Below are 18,217 nucleotides of genomic sequence, written 5' to 3'. Positions count from 1 at the left end.
GTCGAGCGACGGTGGCTCTCCGGGTGGGCGGCTGAACCAGCCCGCCCGGAGGGTCGCCACCCCTCAGTGCGCCGCCGACTCCCAGTCCGCGCCGCAGCCGACCGAGACGTCGAGCGGGGCGCGGAGCTGGGCGGCCGCGGCCATTTCCCGGCGGACCAGCTCTTCGACCTTCTTGCGTTCGCCGGGGGCGACCTCGACGACGATTTCGTCGTGGACCTGGAGCAGCAGGCGGGAGCGCAGCCGCTCGGCCCGCAGGGCCGCGTCGACCTTCAGCATGGCGACCTTGACGATGTCGGCGGCGGTGCCCTGGATGGGGGCGTTCAGAGCCATCCGCTCGGCCATCTCGCGGCGCTGGCGGTTGTCGCTGTTGAGGTCGGGGAGGTAGCGGCGGCGGCCGAGGATCGTCTGGGTGTAGCCGGTGGCGCGGGCCTCCTCCACGACGCGCTGGAGGTAGTCGCGGACCCCGCCGAAGCGCTCGAAGAAGTTGTCCATCAGCTTGTGGGCCTCGTCTGGCTGGATGCCCAACTGCTGGGAGAGGCCGAACGCCGACAGGCCGTAGGCCAGGCCGTAGGACATGGCCTTGATCTTGCGGCGCATCTCCGGGTCGACCTGGTGCTTGTCGACCGAGAAGACATGGGAGGCGACGGTGGTGTGCAGGTCCTCGCCGGAGGTGAACGCCTCGATCAGGCCCTCGTCCTCGGAGAGGTGGGCCATCACCCGCAGCTCGATCTGGCTGTAGTCGGCGGTCAGCAGCGTCTCGAAGCCCTCGCCGACGACGAAGCCGCGCCGGATCGCCCGTCCCTCGTCCGTGCGGACAGGGATGTTCTGGAGGTTGGGGTCGGTGGAGGACAGCCGGCCGGTGGCCGCCACGGTCTGGTTGAAGGTGGTGTGGATCCGGCCGTCCGCGCCGATGGTCTTGATCAGGCCCTCGACGGTCGTGCGCAGCTTGGCCTGCTCGCGGTGCCTGAGCATGATCACCGGGAGTTCGTTCTCGGTCTGCGCGGCGAGCCAGGCCAGCGCGTCGGCGTCGGTGGTGTAGCCGGTCTTGGTCTTCTTCGTCCGGGGCAGGCCCAGCTCGCCGAAGAGGACTTCCTGGAGCTGCTTGGGCGAGCCGAGGTTGAACTCGTGGCCGGCGGCGGCATGCGCCTCCTTGACGGCCTGCTGCACGGCGCCCGCGAACTGCTGCTCGATGCGCTCCAGCCAGCCGCGGTCGGCGGCGATGCCGGCCCGCTCCATCCGGGCCAGCAGGACGCTGGTGGGCAGCTCCACGTCCCGCAGGAGTTCGGCCGCGCCGACCTCCGCGAGCTTCGTCTCGAACGCGGCCCCCAGGTCCAGGACCGTCCGGGCCTGGCCCATCAGGGCCTGCGCCTCGGCCTCCTCGTCGGCGCCGAAGGCCAACTGCCCGCTGCCGGCGGCCGCCGGGGCGAGGTCGCGTCCGAGGTATTCGACGGAGAGGGCGTCCAGCGCGAAGGAGCGGCGGCCGGGCTTGACCAGATACGCGGCCAGCGCGGTGTCCATGAACACGCCGTCGATGCTCCAGCCGTGCTCCCCGAAGACCCGCATCAGGCCCTTGGCGTTGTGCATGACCTTGGGCCGGTCCGGGTCCGCGCTCCAGGCCGCGAACGCCTTCTCGTCGGTCTCGTCGAGCTGGGAGGGGTCGAACCAGGCGGCCGGTCCGCCGGCGGCGGCCAGCGCCACCTCGGCGACACTGCCGCTGCCCAGGGTCCAGACGTCGACGGTGGCCACGCCGAGCGTCTCGGTGCCGTGTTCGGCCAGCCACGGGGCGAGCTCGCCGGTGCCGATGACGGTGCCGTCCACCTCGACGCCGGCGGCCGGCGCGGCCTGCTCGGCGCTGTCCTGCCCGCCCGGGTCCACGGCGTGCAGCCGGTCGCGCAGGCCCTGGTTACGGATCTCCAGACCGTTGAGGAAAACCGACAGCGCGTCGCGGTCGTAGGACTCGCGGACCAGCGCGTCGGGGCCGCACGGCAGCTCGACGTCGCGCACCATCTCCGTCAGGCGGCGGTTGCGCTTGACCGCTTCGAGGTGGTCGCGCAGATTCTGCCCCGCCTTGCCCTTGACCTCCTCGACGCGCTCGACCAACGCGGCGAAGGAACCGAACTCGTTGATCCACTTCGTGGCGGTCTTCGGGCCCACACCCGGGATGCCGGGGAGGTTGTCCGACGGGTCGCCGCGCAGCGCCGCGAAGTCCGGGTACTGGGAGGGGGTCAGGCCGTACTTCTCGGCGACCATCTCCGGGGTGAAGCGCGTCAGCTCCGAGACGCCCTTGGTGGGGTAGAGCACGGTGACGCGGTCGGAGACCAACTGGAAGGCGTCGCGGTCGCCGGTGACGATCGAGACCTCGAAGCCCTGCTCGGTGGCCTGCGTGGTGAGCGTGGCGATGACGTCGTCGGCCTCGAAGCCGTCGACCGCGAAGCGCTTGACCCGCATCGCGTCGAGCAGCTCGCCGATCAACTCGACCTGGCCCTTGAACTCATCGGGCGTCTTGGAGCGGTTCGCCTTGTAGTCGGGGAACTCCTCGGACCGCCAGGTCTTGCGCGAGACGTCGAAGGCCACCGCGAAGTGCGTGGGCGCCTCGTCGCGCAGGGTGTTCGCGAGCATCGACGCGAAGCCGTAGATCGCATTGGTCGGTTGCCCCGTGGCGGTCGTGAAATTCTCCACGGGCAGGGCGAAGAACGCCCGGTATGCCATGGAATGCCCGTCCATCAGGAGCAGACGCCGCCGGGCGCCCCCCGCCGCGTCGGAGCCGGTCGCTTCACTCATCTTCGCTGCCTTTGCTGCCACGCCCCCGATCCTGCCACGCCCCACTGACAATCCCCGCCCCGTCACCGTCCGCCCACCGCCACCCACCCCGCCGTAACCGGCCGACCCGCTCGCCACTACTCCGCCTCCCGCCGCACGTGACAGGATCTATGGGTACGGCAACGATCCGCCGCGACCCGGCGGAGAGCGCACAGCACACGGCTCAAGGGAGAGCGCCATGGCAGGCAAGCCGCCCACGTCGGACCCCGTCCAGGACGCGCCTGAGGTCAGCGAACCCCAGCACTCCGCCGTCGGTCTGCCCGCCATCACTCACGCCCTGCGCGTCTCCCAGCAGCAGATGGGCGTACGCCGTACCGCGCTGACCCTCCTGCGCGTCAATCAGAAGGACGGCTTCGACTGCCCCGGCTGTGCCTGGCCCGAGGGCGAGCAGCGGCACACCGCCGAATTCTGCGAGAACGGCGCCAAGGCCGTCGCCGAAGAGGCCACCCTGCGCCGCGTCACGCCGGAGTTCTTCGCCGCCCACCCCGTCGCCGACCTCGCCGACCGCAGCGGCTACTGGCTCGGCCAGCAGGGCCGCCTGACCCACCCCATGTATCTGGCCGAGGGCGCCGCGACGTACGTCCCCGTCAGTTGGGAGCGCGCCTTCGACCTCATCGGCGAGGAGCTGACCGCGCTCGACTCCCCCGACGAGGCCGTCTTCTACACCTCCGGACGCACCAGCAACGAAGCCGCCTTCCTCTACCAGCTCTTCGCCCGCGAATTCGGCACCAACAACCTCCCCGACTGCTCCAACATGTGCCACGAGTCCTCCGGCTCCGCACTCACCGAAACCCTCGGCGTCGGCAAGGGCAGCGTCCTGCTGGAGGACCTCTACAAGGCCGACCTGATCATCGTCGCCGGCCAGAACCCGGGCACCAACCACCCCCGGATGCTCACCGCCCTGGAGAAGGCCAAGTCCGGCGGCACGAAGATCATCTCGATCAACCCGCTCCCCGAAGCCGGCCTGGAACGCTTCAAGAACCCCCAGACCCCGCGCGGCCTGGCCGGCGGCGGCACCGCCCTGACCGACCTCTTCCTCCAGGTACGCCTCGGCGGCGACCAGGCGCTCTTCCGCGCCCTGAACCGCCTCGTCCTGGAAGCCTCGGACACCACCCCCGGCGCCGTCGACGAGGAGTTCATCCGCGAACACACCCACGGATTCGAGGAGTTCGCCGCCGCCGCGCGCACCGGCGACGACTGGGACGAGACGCTGCGCGCCACCGGCCTGACCCGCGCGGAGATCGAAAACGCGCTGCGCATGGTCCTCGCCTCCCGCCGCACGATCGTGTGCTGGGCGATGGGCCTGACCCAGCACAAGCACTCCGTCCCCACCATCCGGGAAGTCGTCAACTTCCTCCTGCTGCGCGGCGACATCGGCCGCCCCGGCGCCGGCGTCTGCCCCGTACGCGGCCACAGCAACGTCCAGGGCGACCGCACCATGGGCATCTTCGAACGGCCCGCCCCCGCCTTCCTCGACGCCCTGGAGAAGGAGTTCGGCTTCGCCCCGCCCCGCGCACACGGCCTCGACGTCGTCCGCGCCATCCGCGCCCTGCGCGACGGGCAGGCCAAGGTCTTCTTCGCGATGGGCGGCAACTTCGTCTCCGCCACCCCCGACACCGACGTCACCGAGGCCGCCGTACGCCGCGCCCGCCTCACCGTCCACGTCTCCACCAAGCTCAACCGCTCCCACGTGGTCACCGGCGCCCGCGCCCTGATCCTGCCGACCCTCGGCCGCACCGAACGCGACCTCCAGGCCGGCGGCGCGCAGTTCGTGACCGTCGAGGACTCCATGGGCATGGTGCACGCCTCCCGCGGCCGCCTGGAGCCCGCCGGCCCCGGCCTGCTGTCCGAGCCGGCCATCGTCGCCCGCCTGGCCCGGCGCGTCCTGGGCGAGAGCAGCCGCACGCCGTGGGAGGAGTTCGAGAAGGACTACGCGACGATCCGCGACCGCATCGCGCGGGTCGTCCCCGGCTTCGAGGACTTCAACGCCAAGGTCGCCCGCCCCGGCGGCTTCACCCTCCCGCACGGCCCCCGCGACGACCGCCGCTTCCCCACCGCCACCGGGAAGGCCAACTTCACCGCCGCGCCCGTGGAGTACCCGGCCGTCCCCGAAGGACGCCTGCTGCTCCAGACGCTGCGCTCCCACGACCAGTACAACACCACCATCTACGGGCTCAGCGACCGCTACCGCGGCATCAAGAACGGCCGCCGGGTCGTCCTCGTCCACCCCGACGACGCCGGCCGCCTGGGCCTGGCCGACGGCGCGTACGCCGATCTGGTCAGCGAGTGGACCGACGGCAGCGAGCGGCGCGCCCCCGGCTTCCGCGTCGTGCACTACCCCACCGCCCGCGGCTGCGCGGCGGCCTACTACCCGGAGACCAACGTCCTCATCCCGCTCGACCACACCGCCGACACCAGCAACACGCCCGCCGCGAAGTCCGTGGTCATCCGCCTGGAGAGCACCCGCCAGGACTGACGATCACAGCCGGGCGCCAGGCCGCGGCCGGGCGCGGGACTTCCCACCCCGCGCTGAGCGCTTGCTCAGGGGCCTGATAGGAACGGGCACAGATCAACGTCGATCACGCGCGAGCGAACGGAGCCGCAGTCCATGGGTGAGCACAGCACGACGCAGTTTCCGCAGGAGATCCTCGACCAGTGGTCGGGCCTCGGCCTCGACCTGCCCGCCCTGTTCTCCGCCGGGGACCTCGGCCGCCGGATGAGCGTGCAGGTCCTCGAAGCCGCGCCCGACCGCGTCGTGGGCACCATGCCCGTAGAGGGCAACACCCAGCCCTACGGCCTCCTGCACGGCGGCGCCTCCGCCGTCCTGGCCGAAACCCTCGGCTCCGTCGGCTCCATGCTCCACGGCGGCCCCACCAAGCTCGCCGTCGGCGTCGACCTGAACTGCACCCACCACCGCGGCGTCCGCTCCGGCCTGGTCACCGGCGTCGCCACCCCCGTCCACCGCGGCCGCTCCACCGCGACGTACGAGATCGTGGTCAGCGACGAACAGGGCAAGCGGGTCTGCACCGCCCGCCTGACGTGCATGCTGCGCGACGTGGAGGCCGACGCCTACCGCGGCTGACCGCCCGACCCGCGAGCCGGCCTCGCCCACGGCCTCGCGACGGCCCCGCATCCCCTCACCGGGAGCGGGGCCGTCCGCGTTTTCGTCACCCTGCGTGAGACCCGCGCCGGCCGCCCCGCCGCCGCACCCCGGACGCCCCACCGCCTCCGGCCCCCGCGCCCTCGCCTCGTCCGATAACCGGACGCCCTTCCGTCACTGCGCGCCTCATCCCCCCGCGGAAGTGCGAGTTCGTCCTCCGGCCGGTGTCCGCCCGAGCGGTAAGGACCATGAGGGCATAACGCTCATCGCATGTCATAACAAGAGCGTCACATCCTGGTCAGCGCCCCTGCCACCGCGCCGGACACCGGCTTAGAGTCACCGCCACTCACCGCACCGCCGGGCGCAGCCCAGCACGGGACCTGTACCACCCGTACAGCCCGGCGCGTGAAACGGCCATGCCACACGCAAGGCCGCGCCAGGGAAAGGACTGATCGTGCGTCACCGTTCCTTGCTCATCCTCACCACCGCGGTCACCGCCGGCGCCCTCACGCTCTCCGCGTGCGGCTCCCGCGGCGACGACAAGAGCGGCGACGGATCCAAGACGACCGTCGTCATCGGCCTCGATGCCCCCACCACCGGGGAGCTCTCCGCCCTGGGCCTGGGCATCCGCAACTCCGCCCAGCTCGCCATCGACACCGCCAACAAGGCCGGCGAGGTCAAGGGCGTCACCTTCAAACTCGAAGCCCTCGACGACAAGGCGCTGCCCAACGTCGGTCAGCAGAACGCCACCAAACTCGCCGGCGACAAGGACGTCCTCGGCGTCGTCGGCCCCCTCAACTCCGGCGTCGCCCAGTCGATGCAGCAGGTCTCCAAGCAGAACGACCTCACGCTGATCTCCCCGGCGAACACCACGCCCGACCTGACCCAGGGCAAGGACTGGAAGCAGGGCAAGCGCGTCCGCCCCTTCCCCACGTACTTCCGCACCGCCACCACCGACGAGGTGCAAGGCGCCTTCGACGGCCAGTACGCCTGGGAGAAGATGAAGGTCAAGAAGGCCTACATCATCGACGACCAGAAGACCTACGGTGTCGGACTGGCCACCTCCTTCAAGGACCAGTTCAGCAAGCTCGGCGGCAAGATCGTCGGCACCGAACACGTCAGCCCCGACGACCGCGACTTCAAGGCCGTCGTCTCCAAGGTCAAGTCCGCCAAGCCCGACCTGGTCTTCTACGGCGGCGAATACCCCGCCTCCGGCCCGCTCAGCCAGCAGCTCAAGGACGGCGGCGTCACCGTCCCCCTGATGGGCGGCGACGGCATGTACAGCGGCGACTACATCAAGCTCAACAAGAAGGCACAGGGCGACTACGCCTCCTCCGTCGGCAAGCCCGTCGAAGAACTCCCCTCCGCCAAGAAGTTCATCGCCGACTACAAGGCGGCCGGCTTCAAGGAGGCCTACGAGGCCTACGGCGGCTCCACCTACGACGCCACCTGGTCCGTCATCCAGGCCGTCAAGAAGGTCGTCGAGGACAACAGCGGCAAGCTCCCCGAAGACGCCCGCAAGAAGGTCGTCGAGGCCATGAACAAGGTCTCCTTCGAGGGTGTCACCGGCCCCATCGCCTTCGACAAGTTCGGCGACACCACCAACACGATGATCACCGCCTACCAGGTCGACAAGGGCGCCTGGGCCTCCCGCTTCAGCGCGGAATTCAAGAAGTTCGACAAGAGCTGACCGCCCGACGAGAACCACACCGATGAATCCGGGCCGCGCCAGGACACCGCACACCACCCTGGCGCGGCCCGCGGCACACCGGCGCACCCGAATCTCGTAACTTCCCACCCAACGGAGGCCCTGCGGTGAACGAACTGCCGCAACAGCTGGCCAATGGACTCATCCTCGGCGCGATGTACGGACTCATCGCGATCGGCTACACGATGGTCTACGGAATTGTCCAGCTCATCAACTTCGCCCACGGCGAGATCTTCATGGTGGGTGGCTTCGGAGCGCTCAGCGTCTACCTGGCCCTGCCCACCGGCGTCTCCCTCATCTTCGCCCTGCCCCTCATGCTCATCGGCGGCATCGCCATATCCGTCCTCGTCGCCGTCGCGGCGGAACGCTTCGCCTACCGCCCCCTGCGCGGCGCCCCGCGCCTGGCCCCCCTCATCACCGCCATCGGCCTGTCCATCGCCCTCCAGCAAGCCATCTGGAAGTGGTACCCCGACGGCAAACAAGCCCGCGTGTTCCCCCAGTTCAAGGGCGACTCGTTCGACATCCTGGGCGCCACCGTCCAACGCGGCGACCTCTTCGTCCTCCTCGCCGCCCCCGCCTGCATGATCGCCCTCGGCTTCTTCGTCGCCAAGACCCGCAGCGGCCGCGCCATGCAGGCCACCGCCCAGGATCCCGACACCGCCAAACTCATGGGCATCAACACCGACCGGATCATCGTCCTCGCCTTCGCGATCGGCGCCGCCTTCGCCGGCGTGGCCGCCGTCGCCTACGGCCTGCGCACCGGCGAAGTGCAGTTCCGCATGGGCTTCATCATGGGCCTCAAAGCCTTCACCGCCGCCGTCCTCGGCGGCATCGGCAACATCTACGGCGCCATGCTCGGCGGCATCGTCCTCGGCGTCGCCGAAGCCCTCGCCACCGCCTACATCGAAGAAATCCCCGGCATGCAGCAATTCGGCGGCGGAGCCTGGAAGGACGTCTGGGCCTTCGTCCTCCTCATCCTCGTACTCCTCCTGAGACCACAAGGCCTACTGGGCGAACGCGTCGCGGATCGGGCGTGATACCGATGACCACAGACACCACGAAAACCACCCCCCGCACCCACCCCGGCGTGCTCCCCCTCCCCGAACACACCGCCCGCCTCACCACCGCCGCGGCAGCCCTCGCCACCGCCGTCACCACGGCCCTGGCCTGGACCTGGAGCCACGACTTCCCCGGCGACCTCACCTACTACGGATCCCCCGCCGGCCTCCAAATCGTCACCCTCGCCGGCGGCGTCCTCACCCTCCTCCTGGCCGCCGCCGGACTCGGCCTGCCCGGCCTGCGCTGGCTCACCCCCGGCGGTCGCAACGCCCCCGTACTCCTCGCCGCCCTGGCCACCTTCGCCGCCACCTGGTTCACCCTCATCGCCATCGCCGTCGAACTCGGCGGCCTGGTCAACCTCGAACCCGGCGGCTTCCTCGCAGCCCTGACCTCCCTGGTCACCCTCCTCGGCGCCCTCGGCCTGCCGCCCGACGACACCACCGGGCCACCACCCACCGGCGCCTGGCAACGCTTCACCACCGCCCTCGGCGCCACCCCCGTCAAACGCGCCACCCGCGAACTCCCCGCCTGGGCCGAGATCCTGGTCATCGCGGCCGCCTTCGCCGCCGGACTGCTCGCCTTCACCTACGGCATCGACACCGACGACGGCGCCCCCTTCGTCGGCTACCTCCTCTTCATGGTGCTCGCCCTCCCCGCCCTCAACCGGGCCGGACTCATCGCGCGACTCACCGCACTCACCCACAAACACCGCGGTCCCGCCCTCGGCGCGGCCTTCATCGCCGCCGCCTGCTTCCCCTTCACCCAGGACACCGACCAGTACACGATCATCGGGGCCAACATCCTGATCTTCGCCACCGTCGCCCTGGGCCTCAACGTCGTCGTCGGCCTCGCCGGCCTCCTCGACCTCGGCTACGTCGCCTTCCTCGGCGTCGGCGCCTACGCGGCCGCCCTCGTCTCAGGCTCCCCCGAATCCGCCCTCGGATTCCACTTCCCCTTCTGGGCAGCCCTCCTCACCGGCGCCGCCGCCTCGCTCGTCTTCGGCGTCCTCATCGGCGCCCCCACCCTCCGCCTACGCGGCGACTACCTCGCCATCGTCACCCTCGGCTTCGGCGAGATCTTCCGCATCGCCATGCTCAACCTCAACGGCACCACCGGCCCCGACGTCACCAACGGCGCCATGGGCATCCCGAACATCCCCAACCTGGAGATCTTCGGCTTCAACTTCGGCGAACCCCACGACATCCTCGGCTTCCCCGTCGCCACCTACGGCAACTACTACCTGCTGATGATCCTCGTGACGGCCTTCGTCGTCCTCGTCTTCCGCCGCGCCGCCGCCTCCCGTATCGGCCGCGCCTGGATCGCCATCCGCGAAGACGAAACCGCCGCGATCGCCATGGGCATCAACAGCTTCCGCCTCCGCCTCCTCGCCTTCGCCCTCGGCGCCTCACTCGCCGGCCTCGCCGGCACCGTCCACGCCCACGTCGTCACCACCGCCACCCCCGAACAGTTCCAGTTCGCCGGCCCCCAACCCCCCAACTCCGCCTTCCTCCTCGCCGCCGTCATCCTCGGCGGCATGGGAACCCTCAGCGGACCCCTCGTCGGCGCGGCACTGCTCTTCCTCATCCCGGCCAAACTCGACTTCCTCCAGGACTACCAGCTACTGCTCTTCGGCATCGCCCTGGTCCTGCTGATGCGCTTCCGGCCCGAGGGCCTCATCCCCGACCGCAGGAAGCAACTCGAATTCCACGAGACCGGCCAGCTCGACGTGCCCGACCAGCGCCTCCCCGACGGAGACGCGACGCTCGGCGTCACCAAGGCAAAGGCGTGACGACACCATGACCACACCCACCAAAACCGCACCCCGCGCCGACACCGGCACCGTCCTCGAAGCCGCCGGCGTCACCATGCGCTTCGGCGGACTCACCGCCGTACGCGGCGTCGACCTCACCGTCGGCACCGGCGAAATCGTCGGCCTCATCGGCCCCAACGGCGCGGGAAAAACCACCTTCTTCAACTGCCTCACCGGGCTCTACGTCCCCACCGAAGGCACCGTCAGCTACAAAGGCACCCGCCTCTCCCGCAAACCCCACCTCGTCACCCAGGCCGGCGTCGCCCGCACCTTCCAGAACATCCGGCTCTTCGCCAACATGACCGTCCTGGAAAACACCCTCGTCGGCCGCCACACCCGCACCAAAGAAGGACTCTGGTCCGCCCTCCTGAGAGGCCCCGGCTTCAAGAAAGCCGAACGCACCTCAGAAGAACGCGCCATGGAACTCCTCGAATTCACCGGCCTCGCCCACAAGCGCGACCACCTCGCCCGCAACCTCCCCTACGGCGAACAACGCAAGCTCGAAATCGCCCGCGCCCTCGCCAGCGAACCCGGACTCCTCCTCCTCGACGAGCCCACCGCCGGCATGAACCCACAAGAAACCCGCGCCACCCAGGACCTCGTCCTCGCCATCCGCGAACAAGGCACCGCCGTCCTCGTCATCGAGCACGACATGCGCTTCATCTTCAACCTCTGCGACCGCGTCGCCGTCCTCGTCCAAGGCCAAAAACTCATCGAGGGCACCGCCGACGTCGTCCAGGCGGACGAACGCGTCGTCGCCGCCTACCTCGGCGAACCCGTCCAGGACGCCCCGGCCCCCACCGGCACCCCACCCACCGAAACCACCGCCGAAGCTCCACCCGCGGCCGACACCACCGACGACGCCCACCCGGCGCAGGAGCCGTCCGAGGGAGAGACCGGAGACACCCCATGACCGCACTTCTCGAAGTCGAGGACCTCCGCGTCGCCTACGGAAAAATCGAAGCCGTCAAAGGCATCTCCTTCTCCGTCGAAGCCGGCCAGGCCGTCACCCTCATCGGCACCAACGGCGCCGGGAAAACCACGACCCTGCGCACCCTCTCCGGCCTCCTCAAGCCCCTCGCCGGAAAAATCACCTTCGACGGCGAACCCCTCAACGGCGTGCCCGCCCACAAAATCGTCGAACGCGGCCTCGCCCACTCCCCCGAAGGCCGCCACCTCTTCCCCCGCCTCACCATCGGCGAGAACCTCCAGCTCGGCGCCTTCCTGCGCAAAGACACCGCCGGAATAGAAGCCGACATCAAAAAGGTCTACGACCTCTTCCCCATCCTCGGCCAACGCAGCAAACAAGCCTCCGGCACCCTCTCCGGCGGCGAACAACAAATGCTCGCCATGGGCCGCGCCCTCATGTCCCGCCCCAAACTCCTCATGCTCGACGAACCCTCCATGGGCCTCTCGCCGATCATGATGCAGAAAATCATGGAGACCATCCGGGAACTCCGCTCCCAAGGCACCACCATCCTCCTCGTCGAACAGAACGCCCAGGCCGCGCTCTCCCTCGCCGACCAGGGGCACGTCATGGAAATCGGCCGCATCGTCCTCTCCGGCAGCGGGCCCGACCTCCTCCACGACGAATCCGTCCGCAAGGCCTACCTCGGCGAGGACTGACCCGCCCGCCCCGCAAAACGCCGACGGCCCCGTACCGAACACCGGTACGGGGCCGCGCGCGCTGCGACCGCGCGCTACTGGTCCTTCTGCTTCTTCTTCTCCTCGGCGTCCTCGATAACCGCCTCGGCGACCTGCTGCATCGACAGCCGGCGATCCATCGACGTCTTCTGGATCCAGCGGAACGCCGCCGGCTCCGTCAGCCCGTACTGCGTCTGCAGAATGCTCTTCGCGCGGTCCACCAGCTTCCGCGTCTCCAGCCGCTGCGTGAGGTCGGCGACCTCGTTCTCCAGCGTCTTCAGCTCCGTGAACCGGCTCACGGCCATCTCGATCGCCGGCACCACGTCGCTCTTGGAGAACGGCTTCACCAGATACGCCATCGCCCCCGCGTCCCGCGCCCGCTCCACCAGCTCACGCTGCGAGAACGCGGTCAGCATCAGCACCGGCGCGATGCTCTCCTCGGCGATCTTCTCCGCCGCCGAGATACCGTCCAGCACCGGCATCTTCACGTCCAGGATCACCAGATCAGGACGGTGCTCCCGGGCCAGCTCCACGGCTTTCTGCCCGTCCCCGGCCTCGCCGACGACGGTGTAGCCCTCTTCCTCCAGCATCTCTTTGAGATCGAGACGGATGAGTGCCTCGTCCTCGGCGATCACGACGCGCGTGGTCAGCGGCGGGACATGCGACTGATCGTCATCGGCGACGGGCTGCTCGGGCTCGGCGGCGCTCACGGGACTCCTCGTTCCAGGCAGGTGGTGCCCCATGAGCCTACCTAGCTCCTGTAAGGTAGTTCCACAGCAGGTAGGCACTAGCCTTGGATTCCGCTGGCCCCGGTAGCCCAATTGGCAGCAGGCAATGGATTCAAAACCCATACAGTGTCGGTTCGAGTCCGACCCGGGGCACTTTTCCTTCGATTCCATGGTCGCGTGAATCTCGGAGGCGGTTCGCTCGATGGAGTGATCGTCCAGTCGAACGAGCGCGCGAATCTTCGTTCCAGGCCAGAGTCGCCTGCATGTACGACCACGAGACCCGTCGGCAGGCCCTCGCCCTTGTCGCTCAAGGCCGCAGCCTCAACTCCGTCAGCAAGCAGACCGGCATATCCCGGTACGCCATCCGATCCTGGCAGATTCGGATCGAGCCGGTCTCCCGCGTCACGCACTGCGTGCGGTGCGAGCGGGAGCCACGGCCTCCGGAAGACCTGGCGGCGTACTCCTACTTACTCGGCCTCTATCTCGGCGACGGCTGTGTGAGCGAACAGGCCCGGCGAGGCGGGTACGCCCTGCGGATCGCGTGCGCCGACGCCTGGCCCGGCCTGATCGGGGCGTGTCGCGACGCGATGAAGGCCGTACGCCCCATGAACAGCGTCTGCGTGATCCAGCAGCGGGGCTGCGTCATGGTGACCAGCTACAGCCGCCACTGGCCTTGCCTGTTCCCCCAGCACGGCCCCGGTAAGAAGCACGAGCGGCGGATCGCACTCGAAGCCTGGCAGCAGCGGATCGTGGATGACCATCCCTGGGAGTTCCTCCGCGGGCTCGTCCACTCCGACGGCTGCCGCATCACCAACTGGACGACGCGCACGGTCGGCGGCGAACGCAGGCGCTATGAATACCCGCGGTACTTCTTCACCAACAAGTCCGACGATATCCGCGAGCTGTTCTCGGACACCCTGACGAAGGTCGGGGTCGAGTGGAGAGTCACCCGGCGCGGCACGGAGCCCTACAACATCTCGGTCGCCAGGAAGGCGTCCGTCGCCCTCATGGACCGGCACATCGGGCCGAAGTTCTGACAGGGACGGCGGTCAGGACCTCGGCCCAGCGCCAACGCGCGGGGGCGGTGGGCTACTTCGGGTTGTTCTCGTCGCCGATGTGGTGGACGCGGACGAGGTTGGAGGAGCCGGGGACGCCGGGTGGGGAGCCGGCGGTGATGATGACGACGTCGCCCTTGCGGCAGCGGCCGATCCTCAGGAGCTGTTCGTCGACCTGGGCGACCATCTCGTCGGTGGAGTCGACGGTCGGGCCGAGGAAGGTCTCCACGCCCCAGGTGAGGTTGAGCTGGGAGCGGGTGGCGGGGTCGGGGGTGAAGGCCAGGAGCGGGATGGGTGAGCGGTAGCGGGACAGGCGGCGGACGGTGTCGCCGGACTGGGTGAAGGCGACGAGGAATTTCGCGCCGAGGAAGTCGCCCATCTCGGCGGCGGCACGGGCGACGGCGCCGCCCTGGGTGCGGGGCTTGCTGCGTTCGGTGAGCGGCGGGAGGCCCTTGGCGAGGATGTCCTCCTCGGCGGCCTCGACGATGCGGCTCATGGTGCGGACGGTTTCGGTGGGGTATTTGCCGACGCTGGTTTCGCCGGAGAGCATCACCGCGTCGGTGCCGTCGATGACGGCGTTGGCGACGTCGGAGGCTTCGGCGCGGGTGGGCCGAGAGTTGTCGATCATCGAGTCGAGCATCTGGGTGGCGACGATGACCGGCTTGGCGTTGCGTTTGGCGAGCTTGATGGCGCGCTTTTGGACGATCGGGACCGTTTCGAGGGGCATTTCGACGCCGAGGTCGCCGCGGGCGACCATGATGCCGTCGAAGGCGGCGACGATGTCGTCGATGTTGTCGACGGCCTGGGGCTTCTCGACCTTGGCGATGACGGGGAGGAAGCGGTCTTCTTCGCGCATGATGCGGTGGACGTCTTCGATGTCGCGGCCGCTGCGGACGAAGGAGAGGGCGATGACGTCGGCGCCGATGCGCAGGGCCCAGCGGAGGTCGTCTTTGTCTTTTTCGGAGAGGGCGGGGACGGAGACGGCGACACCGGGGAGGTTGAGGCCCTTGTGGTCGGAGACCATGCCGCCTTCGATGACCTTGGTGTGGACGCGGGGTCCGTCGACGGCGGTGACTTCGAGGGTGACTTTGCCGTCGTCGACGAGGATGCGTTCGCCGGTGGTGACGTCGGCGGCGAGGCCGTCGTAGGTGGTGCCGCAGAGTTGGCGGTCGCCTTCGACGGCGGGTTCGACGGTGATGGTGAACTCGTCGTCGCGTTCGAGAAGTACGGGGCCTTCGCGGAATCGGCCGAGGCGGATCTTCGGGCCTTGAAGGTCGGCGAGGATGCCGACGCTGCGGCCGGTTTCCTCGGATGCCTTGCGGACCCGGTCGTATCGCGCCTCGTGGTCGGCGTAGGTGCCGTGGCTGAGGTTGAAGCGGGCCACGTCCATTCCGGCGTCGACGAGTGCCTTGATCTGCTCGTACGTGTCGGTGGCGGGTCCCAGGGTGCAGACGATTTTTGCTCGGCGCATGTTTCGACCCTATGACTTACCCACTGGTAGGGGACTGTGGGGAAGTGACTGCTCAACGGCCGTTGGATGAAAGGCTGTTGACAAGTATTGGAATGGGCGCGGAGCCGCTCCGATGAGCGGATCGCGGGCCTCGCGCCGGGCTGTCTCAGAGTGCGGGACGGGTCATGGTGAAGCGCGCGTTGACGTGGGCGTAGACGGTCTGGCGCCGGGGTTCGAGGTCGAGGGCGGGGGCGTCGGCTTGTCCGCGGGGGGCTCCGCCGGCGTAGCCGCGCAGGCCGCCGGGGGCGGCGGGGCCGGGGGTGCTTTCGGCGCCGAGGTCGGCGAGCTCGACGAGGGCGTCGAGGCGGGCGCCGAGTGCTTCGGCGTATTCGCGAGCGCGTTGGACGGCTTCGCGGACGGCTTGGGTGCGGGCTTGGCGGTGGACGGGTGAGTCGGGGCGCAGGGCCCACCAGGGGCCGTCGACGCGGGTGAGGTCGAGGGCGGCGAGGCGGGTGGTGAGTTCGCCGAGGGTGGTGAAGTCGTTGAGGGTGGCGGTGACGGTGACGCGGCCGTGGTAGGCGCGGACGCGTTCGCTGCGGCCTTTCTCGGTGAGTTGGGGGGTGAGGCTGAAGGTGCCGGTTTCGAGCTTTTCGAGGGCTTGGTCGTAGCTCTTTATGAGGGTGAGGGCTTGTTCGTTGCGGCGGGTGAGGTCGGTGAGGGCGGCGTGGCGGTCGGTGCCGCGGGCGCTGACGGTGACGGTGATGCGGGCGATTTCGGGGTCGGCTTCGATGCGGGCTTCGCCGCGTACGGCGAGACGGGGGGTGTCGGGGGTCCCGTAGGGCAGGGGGTCGGTCATGGTCTGGCTCCCGGGTTGGCTTGGTGGGTGGGGTAGTTGGGGTGGCGGGGCAAGGGTGGCACACGGCCTGTGTGGGGGGTGTTGCGTGAGGGGTGGCTGGGCCAGAATCTACGCGCGTTGTCCGTGTGGTGCCGGTTGGTTGTGGCGCCGTTCTGTCCGAGGAGTTGGGTATGTCGCTCGACCGTAGGAAGTTCGTGGGTGGCTCTGTGGTGACGGGTGCGGGGGTGGCGCTCGCGGGGGCGGTGGCGCCGGCCGCGGAGGCGGCGGTGGCGGACCGTCGCGGGGGGGGCGGGCCCGCGAGCGGTACGCGTTCTCGGTGATGGGCACGACGGATCTGCACGGCAATGTCTTCAACTGGGATTACGTCACGGACGCGGAGTTCGACGACAAGGAGCACAACGATGTCGGGCTGGCGAAGATCTCGACGTTGGTCGATGGTGTGCGGGCGGAAAAGGGCCGGCACAACACGCTGCTGATCGATGCGGGTGACACGATTCAGGGGACGCAGTTGGCGTATTACTACGCCAAGGTGGATCCGATCACGGGGCCGAACGGTCCGGTGCATCCGATGGCGCGGGCGATGAACGCGATCGGCTATGACGCGGCGGCGTTGGGTAATCACGAGTTCAATTACGGGATCGAGGTCCTGCGAAAGTTCGAGGAGAGTTGTGACTTTCCGCTGCTGGGGGCGAACGCGGTGGACGCGAAGTCGCTGCGGCCGGCGTTCGCGCCGTATGTGATCAAGCGGTTGCGGACGCCGCGCGGGCGGGAGGTGCGGGTGGCGGTGCTGGGTCTGACGAATCCGGGGATCGCGATCTGGGACCGGGCGCATGTGCGGGGGCAACTGGAATTCGTGGGGTTGGAGGAGCAGGCGGCGCGGTGGGTGCCGAGGCTTCGGTCGATCGGCGCGGATGTGGTGATCGTGGCGGCGCATTCGGGGACGAGCGGGACGTCGTCCTACGGGGATCAGTTGCCGTATGTGGAGAACGCGGCGGCGCTGGTGGCGGAGCGGGTGCCGGGGATCGACGCGGTTTTGGTGGGGCACGCGCATGTGGAGATACCGGAGCGCCGGGTGGTGAACGCTCAGTCGGGCCGGGAGGTGGTGTTGTCGGAGCCGTTGAAGTGGGGGCAGCGGCTGACCGTTTTCGATGTGGAGGTGGAGTGGTGCCGGGGGCGCTGGCAGGTGGCGTCGGTCGGGTCGAAGGTGCTGAACGCCAACGCGGTGGCGGAGGACGGGCGGATCACCGGGTTGCTGCGGGCGGAGCAGCGCAAGGTGGTGGCGTATGTGAACCGGGTGATCGGTCGCTCCGTGGTAGAGATGACGGCGGAGCGGGCGCCGGTGACGGACACGCCGATGGTGGATTTCATCGCGTTCGTGCAGGCGGAGGTGGTGCGTAAGGCGCTCGCGGGTTCGGCGTACGCGGGATTGCCGGTGGTGTCGCAGGCGTCGTGTTTCTCGCGTACGGCGAGGGTGCCGGCGGGTGCGGTGACGATCCGGGCGATGGCGGCTGTGTACCCGTTCGACAACACGCTGGAGGCGCGGGTTCTGACGGGGGCGCAGTTGCGGGATTATCTGGAATTTTCGGCGCGGTATTACGTGCGGACGGCGGCCGGCGGTCCGGTGGATCCGTCGCGGATCACGAATGCGGAGGGGACGCCGGATTACAACTACGACGCGGTGCGGGGTGTGTCGTACGAGATCGATATCGCGAAGCCGGTGGGGCAGCGGATCGTGAATCTGCGTTTTTCCGGGAAGCCGGTCGAGGATGCGGCGCGGTTCGTTTTGGCGGTGAACAATTATCGTGCGGGGGGCGGCGGTAATTTCCCGCATGTGGCGGCCGCGGACCAGGTGTGGTCGACGTCGGACGAGATCCGGAATCTCATTATCGGCTGGGTGCGGGAGAGCGGGGAGATCGATCCGGCGAAGTTCGCGTCGGTGGACTGGGTGCTCACGCGGGAGGGTGTGCCGGTGTTCTGAGGGCGGTGG

12 protein-coding genes, 1 tRNA gene and 1 pseudogene are annotated in these 18,217 nt (G+C 69.1%); 10 read left to right on the top strand and 4 right to left on the bottom strand.

Going from position 1 to position 18,217, the window contains the following annotated elements:
- Positions 1 to 63 precede the first annotated feature (63 nt).
- The gene (gene polA, locus ACZ45Z_RS21095) at positions 64 to 2,802 is read right to left on the bottom strand and encodes a DNA polymerase I (RefSeq protein WP_468364446.1); all 2,739 of its coding nucleotides are present in this window, start codon (positions 2,800 to 2,802) and stop codon (positions 64 to 66) included.
- Positions 2,803 to 2,998: 196 nt separating this feature from the next.
- On the opposite strand from polA, the gene ACZ45Z_RS21090 reads away from it, so the two are divergent.
- The 7 genes from ACZ45Z_RS21090 (at position 2,999) to ACZ45Z_RS21060 (ending at position 12,123) form a co-directional block, all read left to right on the top strand.
- Positions 2,999 to 5,296, top strand: a complete 2,298-nt coding sequence (locus ACZ45Z_RS21090) for an FdhF/YdeP family oxidoreductase (RefSeq protein ID WP_468364444.1) — start codon at positions 2,999 to 3,001, stop codon at positions 5,294 to 5,296.
- A 132-nt stretch (positions 5,297 to 5,428) separates the two neighbouring features.
- On the top strand, positions 5,429 to 5,902 hold the full coding sequence (locus tag ACZ45Z_RS21085; protein ID WP_468364441.1) for a PaaI family thioesterase: 474 nt from the start codon (positions 5,429 to 5,431) through the stop codon (positions 5,900 to 5,902).
- Between the two features lie 487 nt (positions 5,903 to 6,389).
- Entirely contained in the window at positions 6,390 to 7,610 is a 1,221-nt protein-coding gene (locus ACZ45Z_RS21080; protein WP_468364815.1) for a branched-chain amino acid ABC transporter substrate-binding protein, read from the top strand.
- Between the two features lie 125 nt (positions 7,611 to 7,735).
- Positions 7,736 to 8,665 (top strand): branched-chain amino acid ABC transporter permease, encoded by a 930-nt coding sequence (locus ACZ45Z_RS21075; RefSeq protein ID WP_468364438.1) that lies wholly within the window; start codon positions 7,736 to 7,738, stop codon positions 8,663 to 8,665.
- A 5-nt stretch (positions 8,666 to 8,670) separates the two neighbouring features.
- Positions 8,671 to 10,476, top strand: coding sequence for a branched-chain amino acid ABC transporter permease (locus tag ACZ45Z_RS21070; protein ID WP_468364436.1), 1,806 nt, complete (start codon positions 8,671 to 8,673; stop codon positions 10,474 to 10,476).
- Positions 10,477 to 10,483: 7 nt separating this feature from the next.
- Complete coding sequence (locus ACZ45Z_RS21065; RefSeq protein ID WP_468364433.1) at positions 10,484 to 11,410, top strand: ABC transporter ATP-binding protein; 927 nt, start codon at positions 10,484 to 10,486, stop codon at positions 11,408 to 11,410.
- The gene (locus ACZ45Z_RS21060) at positions 11,407 to 12,123 is read left to right on the top strand and encodes an ABC transporter ATP-binding protein (protein ID WP_468364430.1); all 717 of its coding nucleotides are present in this window, start codon (positions 11,407 to 11,409) and stop codon (positions 12,121 to 12,123) included. The genes ACZ45Z_RS21065 and ACZ45Z_RS21060 overlap by 4 nt, the downstream gene beginning before the upstream one ends.
- 74 nt (positions 12,124 to 12,197) lie before the next feature.
- Here the strand turns inward: ACZ45Z_RS21060 and ACZ45Z_RS21055 are convergent, their stop codons facing one another.
- Positions 12,198 to 12,851, bottom strand: coding sequence for an ANTAR domain-containing response regulator (locus tag ACZ45Z_RS21055; protein WP_468364427.1), 654 nt, complete (start codon positions 12,849 to 12,851; stop codon positions 12,198 to 12,200).
- A 96-nt stretch (positions 12,852 to 12,947) separates the two neighbouring features.
- Between ACZ45Z_RS21055 and ACZ45Z_RS21050 the strand changes: the two genes are divergently transcribed.
- Both ACZ45Z_RS21050 and ACZ45Z_RS21045 read left to right on the top strand, forming a co-directional pair.
- Positions 12,948 to 13,022, top strand: a tRNA-Leu gene (locus tag ACZ45Z_RS21050).
- Positions 13,023 to 13,132: 110 nt separating this feature from the next.
- A complete protein-coding gene (locus tag ACZ45Z_RS21045; protein WP_468364426.1) occupies positions 13,133 to 13,906 on the top strand; it encodes a transcriptional regulator in 774 nt (257 codons plus the stop codon).
- Positions 13,907 to 13,958: 52 nt separating this feature from the next.
- Here the strand turns inward: ACZ45Z_RS21045 and pyk are convergent, their stop codons facing one another.
- Both pyk and ACZ45Z_RS21035 read right to left on the bottom strand, forming a co-directional pair.
- Entirely contained in the window at positions 13,959 to 15,395 is a 1,437-nt protein-coding gene (gene pyk / locus ACZ45Z_RS21040) for a pyruvate kinase (protein ID WP_468364425.1), read from the bottom strand.
- 145 nt (positions 15,396 to 15,540) lie between these two features.
- Positions 15,541 to 16,230 (bottom strand): SIMPL domain-containing protein, encoded by a 690-nt coding sequence (locus ACZ45Z_RS21035; protein ID WP_468364423.1) that lies wholly within the window; start codon positions 16,228 to 16,230, stop codon positions 15,541 to 15,543.
- 170 nt (positions 16,231 to 16,400) lie between these two features.
- Between ACZ45Z_RS21035 and ACZ45Z_RS21030 the strand changes: the two are divergent.
- Positions 16,401 to 18,208 (top strand): annotated as a pseudogene (locus ACZ45Z_RS21030) (bifunctional metallophosphatase/5'-nucleotidase).
- Positions 18,209 to 18,217: the final 9 nt, after the last annotated feature.

The sequence above is a fragment of the Streptomyces sp. NPDC031210 genome, from assembly GCF_055570395.1.
Note: the sequence above shows the minus strand (reverse complement) of the source record. Positions and strands in the feature narration are given on the sequence as shown.

Bases quoted from the DNA above. Each gene is read 5' to 3' on its own strand.
- ACZ45Z_RS21090 (WP_468364444.1), top strand. From the start codon at position 2,999: ATGGCAGGCAAGCCGCCCACGTCGGACCCCGTCCAGGACGCGCCTGAG.
- ACZ45Z_RS21085 (WP_468364441.1), top strand. From the start codon at position 5,429: ATGGGTGAGCACAGCACGACGCAGTTTCCGCAGGAGATCCTCGACCAG.
- ACZ45Z_RS21070 (WP_468364436.1), top strand. From the start codon at position 8,671: ATGACCACAGACACCACGAAAACCACCCCCCGCACCCACCCCGGCGTG.
- ACZ45Z_RS21065 (WP_468364433.1), top strand. From the start codon at position 10,484: ATGACCACACCCACCAAAACCGCACCCCGCGCCGACACCGGCACCGTC.
- ACZ45Z_RS21060 (WP_468364430.1), top strand. From the start codon at position 11,407: ATGACCGCACTTCTCGAAGTCGAGGACCTCCGCGTCGCCTACGGAAAA.
- ACZ45Z_RS21045 (WP_468364426.1), top strand. From the start codon at position 13,133: ATGTACGACCACGAGACCCGTCGGCAGGCCCTCGCCCTTGTCGCTCAA.
- pyk (WP_468364425.1), bottom strand. From the start codon at position 15,395: ATGCGCCGAGCAAAAATCGTCTGCACCCTGGGACCCGCCACCGACACG.
- ACZ45Z_RS21035 (WP_468364423.1), bottom strand. From the start codon at position 16,230: ATGACCGACCCCCTGCCCTACGGGACCCCCGACACCCCCCGTCTCGCC.